7 protein-coding genes are annotated in these 6,676 nt (G+C 56.0%); all 7 read right to left on the reverse strand.

All coding sequences use genetic code 11. From position 1 onward, the window contains the following. Positions 1-25: 25 nt before the first annotated feature. Positions 26-1,483, reverse strand: a complete 1,458-nt coding sequence (locus HP566_RS11180; RefSeq protein ID WP_249977342.1) for an aldehyde dehydrogenase family protein — start codon at positions 1,481-1,483, stop codon at positions 26-28. Positions 1,484-1,532: 49 nt separating this feature from the next. Further along, positions 1,533-2,810, reverse strand: a complete 1,278-nt coding sequence (locus HP566_RS11185; RefSeq protein ID WP_249977343.1) for a TRAP transporter large permease — start codon at positions 2,808-2,810, stop codon at positions 1,533-1,535. After that, a complete protein-coding gene (locus HP566_RS11190; protein ID WP_249977344.1) occupies positions 2,807-3,370 on the reverse strand; it encodes a TRAP transporter small permease in 564 nt (187 codons plus the stop codon). The genes HP566_RS11185 and HP566_RS11190 overlap by 4 nt, the downstream gene beginning before the upstream one ends. A 62-nt stretch (positions 3,371-3,432) precedes the next feature. Continuing rightward, positions 3,433-4,431, reverse strand: a complete 999-nt coding sequence (locus HP566_RS11195) for a TRAP transporter substrate-binding protein (RefSeq protein ID WP_249977345.1) — start codon at positions 4,429-4,431, stop codon at positions 3,433-3,435. A gap of 98 nt (positions 4,432-4,529) precedes the next feature. Beyond that, positions 4,530-5,513 carry a D-erythronate dehydrogenase gene (gene denD / locus HP566_RS11200; RefSeq protein WP_249977346.1) on the reverse strand — a complete coding sequence of 328 codons (984 nt, stop codon included), beginning with the start codon at positions 5,511-5,513 and terminating at the stop codon, positions 4,530-4,532. A gap of 50 nt (positions 5,514-5,563) precedes the next feature. Beyond that, a complete protein-coding gene (otnI, locus tag HP566_RS11205; RefSeq protein ID WP_249977351.1) occupies positions 5,564-6,361 on the reverse strand; it encodes a 2-oxo-tetronate isomerase in 798 nt (265 codons plus the stop codon). A 64-nt stretch (positions 6,362-6,425) separates the two neighbouring features. Continuing rightward, a partial coding sequence (locus HP566_RS11210) for a class II aldolase/adducin family protein (protein ID WP_249977347.1) occupies positions 6,426-6,676 on the reverse strand: 251 nt, incomplete at its 5' end.

Consider the following 6,676-nt stretch of genomic DNA (forward strand, 5'->3'; position numbering starts at 1 on the left):
TTGTCTCCATTAGCTAAAGCGTCCTTTAGTGTTTAATCGCGACGGTTTTAATTCGAGTGTAGCTGCGTAACCCCTCAAAGCCTTTCTCACGGCCATGACCTGAACGGCCAATACCGCCAAAAGGCAGCTCAACCCCACCGGCGGCGCCGTAATTGTTGATAAACACCTGACCACTGCGAATACCTTTGGCCAAACGCAACTGCCTACCGCCATCGCGCGTCCAGACACCGGCACACAGGCCAAAATCCGTGGCATTGGCCAATGCCAGCGCCTCTGCTTCATCTTCAAATACCTGCACAACCAACACCGGCCCAAATAGCTCTTCCCTCAGTACCTCGTGCCCTTCCGGGATATCAATAAGCAGTTGGGGAAGCACGAAGTGTCCTCCAGCCGGAGCCCCTGGAGACAACTGTCCTCGCGCTGCCACACAAATGCCGTCAGCCTCGGCGGCTGCCAGCCGCGCTTCCAGTTTGGCTTTTTGACGCGCGTTGATTAACGGCCCACAGTCGGCATCCGCTTCACCTGCATCACAACGTAAAGCAGCAAAGCGCTCGCCAAGAACCGTTACCACTTTATCCGCGATATCACGCTGAACCAGCAGCCGACTACCTGCCGAACAGGTTTGTCCTGCATTTTGGATAATGCCGCGTACAACGGCTGGCAGTGCAGCGTCAAGATCCGCATCGGCAAACACCAGTTGGGGAGATTTACCACCCAGCTCCAGGGTAACCGGCACATGATGCTGCGCGGCGGCCTGAGCCACCTGTGTGCCGGTCTCTGGAGATCCTGTAAAAGAGAGATGATCAATCCACGGATGTGACGCCAGCGCAGCTCCGGCCTCGTAACCCAAGCCGGGCACGACATTCAGCACACCGTCGGGTAGCCCATGCTGTACCGCTAATGCGGCCAGACGCATAACACTCAAACAGGCATCTTCGGCTGGTTTAAGTACCACGGTATTACCCGCCGCCAACGCCGCAGCCACGCAGCGCCCAAAAATCTGCGATGGGTAGTTCCAGGGAATAATCTGGGCACATACGCCGTAAGGTTCGCGCAGCGTCATCACCGCAAAGTCAGTTTCAAACGGGATGGTTTCACCATGCAGTTTGTCTGCCGCCCCGCCATAAAAGCGGAAGTAGCGTGCACAGGCAGCAATATCACCCTTCGCCTGGGTCATGGGCTTACCCGTATCCGCGCACTCCAGCGCAGCTAACTGTTCATGCTGTGCTTCAATAACATCAGCAAAACGCAACAGCCATTCACTGCGCTGTCTTGCAGACCACCTGGCCCACTCACCCAACTGGCCGGCAAAGGCCTGTCGTGCTGCCTGCACCGCCGCATCAACCTCTTCTGCCTGGCAGCGAGCAATCTGCGCCAAAGGCTCACCGGTGGCAGGGGCCTCCACCTGTATCCTAGTCGCGGTATTGACCCACTGCCCTCCGATCAATGCCTGCGGCGCTAACAAATCGGTGGTATGCGACATCTAAAGCTCCTTTCATTGTCGTTATTGTCGTTACGATGAACCGCCTCGCTTAACCGTAGAAGATATTGACCAGGCCCATGGAAATCCACGGCATATAGGTAACCGCCATCAAACAGGCCAACACCACCAACACAAAGCGCACCAGCCATGGCAGCATTTGATCAATGGATATTTTGGCAACCGCGCAGGCAGCAAACAGGTTGACCCCCAAGGGAGGGGTAATCATCCCCAGCGCCAGATTGACCACCATCACCAGGCCAAAATGGACCGGGTGAATACCAAACTGGATGGCAATGGGTGTCAGGATCGGTGCCAGTACCAAAATGGCGGCTGAGGTTTCGATAAACATGCCGACGATCAGCAGCAGCGCATTAACCACCAGCAGAAACATCATTGGGCTTTCAATCGTGCTGGTCACCAGTGCCGCAATATGCGCAGGTAACCCGGTGCGGCTTAATAAAAAACTGAACAGTGCAGCAGCCGCAATAATCAGCATAACGGCGGCAGTGGAAATCACACTTTGGCGTAAAATCGGCCACATATCCGCCATTTTCAGTTCACGGTAATAGAAACCGCCCACGATAAGCGCAAAAAAAACGGCAACAGCAGAAGCTTCTGTCGGCGTAAAGACACCGCCATAAATTCCCCCAATCACCACAACGGGCATGAGCAATGCGGCCCAGGCACGTTTTAGTGAGATCACAAAACCAGTGCTGTCTTTGTAGTCGTCTTTACCGTAGCCCCGTACTTTGCAGAACAGGTAGAGAAAAATGATGAGCGCACAGCCAATCAGCATCCCTGGGCCGATACCCGCCAGGAACAGCTGCCCAATGGAGGTATCGGTACTCACGCCATATAAAATCAGTGGGATTGATGGCGGAATCAGCACTCCCAACTCGGCCGATGATGCCTGAATGGACGCCGCCAACGGCTTGGGGTAGCCATGCTTCACCATGGCGGGGATCAAAATGGCACCAATTGCAAACGTTGTTGCCACGCTTGAGCCTGAGACCGCTGCAAACATCATGCAAGTAAGTACACAGGACATTGCCAACCCACCCTGTACACGGCCCACAATCGACTTGGCCAAGTCCACCAGGCGCTGGGAAATACCGCCAGCCGCCATCAAGTTGCCCGCCAGGATAAAGAACGGGATCGCCATTAAGGGGAATTTATCGATGCCGATAAACATCTGCTGCGGCACCAATAGCAATGGCAGACGAGTAAAGAACTCAATGCCAATAATCGATGCCAGGATGATGGAAATGGCAATTGGCACACCAAAGGTAAATAGAATAAGTAGTGATAACCCAATGACCAAATTCATGGCCGTGGCCCCCCGTTTGCCAGTTGGTCATCGTCCAATAGCTCCGCTTCTGGGCTAATCTCGCTATTCTCTGGCCCCACTGCCTCCCGCCCGCTCAACTGGGCTAACAAGCGGGCAACCACTGCAACGGTGGCAAAACCGGCCCCGGTAGGGATGGCGGCATACGCCCATGACATCGATATATTCATACCCGACATCGTCTGGTTACTCACCCGCATGGTCATGTGAATGCCAAAATGGATCAGCACCACCAGCACCAATAAACAGCACGCCACGATGGCAAGTTCCAGCACCACCACCAGACGTGGCGACACCATTTTATAAACCACCTCAACAGCCATCATGTAGCCACCCCGGAACGTGGCGGCCGCGGCCATAAAGACACACCAGATCATGGCCGCGCGCGATGCCACTTCCGTCCAGGTGGAAGGCGCGTTAAACACAAAGCGGGTAAGAACCTGATAAAAGCTGAGCGTGACCGAAATAATCAGCATCACCACCGCGATGAGCATGGCAATGCGGGTCAACTGATGCTCCAACCGAAGAAATGCCACTAGCATAATTGTTCACCGTACCAACGTGTGTCCCCCGGCAGCACCGGGGGACCAGGGGAAGGAAGTGCTTAACAGCTGCCCGCAGTTTCACGGATGCGCTCCAGCATTTCAGTACCGTACTGCGAGGTGAATATTTCGTAGGCAGGCTCTACCGCCTGCTGGAAGGGGGCGATATCAATATCGGTTTTCACCGTCATGCCGTTCTCTTCCAGCAGCGCAACCCCTTCACGCTCTAAACGAGATACTTCCTCACGGGTAGCCTCAGCAGAGGCGGCAGCAGCCTGTGCAAACCAGTCGCGCTCCTCATCGCTTAAACCATCCAACAAAATGGGAGAACCCAATACGATGGCGGGTGAATAAACATGCCCGGTTAGTGAGAGATAGTCCTGAACTTCCCAGAAGTTGGTCGCCACAATGACCGTAATAGGGTTTTCCTGACCATCTACCGTGCCCTGTTGCAGCGCAGTGAACAGCTCAGGAAACGCCATGGGTGTTGGCCGCGCGCCCATTTGGCGGAAGGCTTCCTGATGCACGGCGTTCTCCATGGTGCGCACGCGCAAGCCATCGGTGTCTTCAGGGGTAGCCACTTCACGACGGCTATTGGTCAGGTGGCGGAAACCGTTCTCCGACCACGCCAGGCCCGTCAAATCGTGCTCACCCATTTTTTCCAGTAGCTCATCGCCAAGTTCACTGTCTAATACACAGCGGGCCTGATCATAGCTTTCAAACAGGAAAGGCAGGTCGAGCACATAGGTTTCCGGCACGAAGTTACCTAGCGGGCCAGTCGAGGTAATCACTACGTCCACAGTGCCAATTTGCAACCCTTCAATCATTTCCCGCTCGCCGCCAAGCGACCCTGAAGTGTGCTCGGTCACCGTAAAGGCGCCGTCGGATAGCCGCTCTAATGTCTCCTTGAATGCATCTGCACCCACCGAGTAATGCGATGTGGAAGAGAGTGTATGGCCCAGACTCACCTCCATGGCGGCATGCGCCTGAAGCGCAATGCCAGTGGTGGCAATAGCGCCAATGGTAGTTACCAGTGCTTGTCGAGTAACGTGCTTGCTCATGTTAAATCCCTCTTTATATTGTTGTGAGGGTTAGCTGTTAAGGCGACGCAGGGCGCCGCCCTGGTTATGTTCTGCCTAAGTGGCAGACTACGAACACATCAGGCGTTGACACGCTTATGGCCGCACTCACTCATAAACGCATCCACAATCTGTTTGAAGCTGTCGTCACCCACAAAGCCCAGCTGTCTGGCTTTCGTGGTTTCAAAGCGGGCGGGCCAACTGGCGACAATGGCTTCAATACGTGGGTCTGGTTCATGGCGCACCCGCGAACGGGCGGGCTCTCCTGCGGCTTCATGTAGCGCTTCAAGCATCTCCGCCACCGTGACGGTAATCCCAGGCAACATAAACGCCCTAAAAGGCGTCAGCGCCTCCCCCGGTACCTCAGCACCATGCAGCAATGCATCCACCACTTTGCCTGGAGACATGACGAACATGGCCAGGTCAGTAGGTACTGGGCACACCGCCGCTTCGCCATTCAGCGGTTCACGCAGAATGCTGGAGGCAAAACTGGACGCCGCGGCGTTTGGTCGTCCCGGCCGAATCACAATGGTGGGCAGGCGCAGTACCAGGCCATCAATTAATCCACGGCGGCTGTAATCATTAATTAACAGCTCGCACATGGCTTTCTGGGCACCGTAAGAGTTCTCCGGATGAAGGGCTGTCATATCATTCAGCACGTCCGGCAACTCGCCGCCGTAGGCGGCTACCGAACTGGCCATTACCAGGCGTGTGCCGGTAAGCTCCTGCACACGACAGCCTTCCAGCAACGCTCGGGTGGCATCAAAATTAACCCGCATGCCCAGTTCCAGATCGGCTTCTGCTGCTGAACTCACCACCGCCGCCAGGTGATAAATAACATCTGGCCGTTGCTCCAGAACGCACTCCAGCGCACCGGGGGCGGTAATATCCAACGCTATCGACATCACCAGGATACTGCCTGGGTTTTCTGGTAACGGCGCCTCCACCTGATCAAGCAGCGTTAGCCGCGTAATCGGTTGCTGGCGAAGCTCGCCGCTCGCAATCAGTTGTTGCACTAAACGCTGGCCTAGAAAGCCAGCCGCACCGGTAATGGCAATATGCATGGTGTTGATCCTATGCTGCGATTGTTATTGTTAACTCAGCCTTTGTTATATCAGCGGGTTGTCAGCCCCCAGGGCGCGCCCCACCCAAGCCCCGCACGGGTGTCTGCCCGTGGGTGGTACTCGCATCCTACCCAACCGCTATATCCCAACGCGCTTAAGCACTCAAAGATGGCGGGGTAATACACTTCCCCCATATCCGGTTCGTGGCGCCCAGGCACTCCTGCCACCTGAATATGGCCAATGGCACTGAATTGCCGCTCCAGGTGACGAATCAAATCACCGTCCATAATCTGGCAGTGATAAAGGTCGAACTGGAGCTTAACGTTATCGGCCCCTACCTCGTTCAGGATGGCCACGGCCTGGGCTTGGCGAGACAGAAAGTACCCCGGCATATCACGGCTATTAATCGGCTCAATCAGTATAGTGCGCGCCACTTTTGCCGCCTCAGTGGCGGCGTAACGAAGGTTGCGGAGATAGGTCTGCCGGTATTCAGCCTGGGTGGCAGCATCGGCGCCTTCGGGTAGCAGCCCCGCCATGGCGTGAATGCGGGGGCAATTGAGCGCCTCGGCATAACGCAGCGCCTCAATAACCGAATCGCGAAATTCAGCTTCGCGGCCGGGCAGGCTCGCCAATCCTCGCTCCCCCTGCTCCCAGTCACCGGGTGGCAGATTGAATAACACTTGCTTCAACTGTGTTTCTGCCAACGCATGATGCAGCTCATCAACGGTATACGCATAGGGGAACAGGTACTCTACACCGGTAAATCCCGCGCTGGCAGCGGCAGCAAAGCGGTCAATAAAGGCGTGCTCGTTAAACAGCATGCTGAGGTTGGCGGCCAATCGAATCATAGCGGTGCTCTTGTTATTCATGCATTGTTATTCATCGCAAGCGCGCTTGAACACACAGGTATCGTTAATCCTGCGGAAAACGCGCCTCCAGCTCTGCCACCTGCGCAGGCGTCAGCCCGCGCGGGTTCTCTCCCCGCAGCAGCAGGTAGAGCTTGGCGGTCTCTTCCAGCTCTTCAGTGGCATAGACGGCCGCTTCGAGATCTTTTCCCGCCACCACCGGCCCGTGGTTGGCCAACAGCACCGCACTGTGCTTGCCCGCCAGCCCCCGCACCGCCTCCCCCAGTGTGGGGTCGCCGGGGAGGTGGTAGGGCACCA

Source organism: Vreelandella olivaria, assembly GCF_023507745.1.
Taxonomy (GTDB): Bacteria; Pseudomonadota; Gammaproteobacteria; order Pseudomonadales; family Halomonadaceae; genus Vreelandella; species Vreelandella olivaria_A.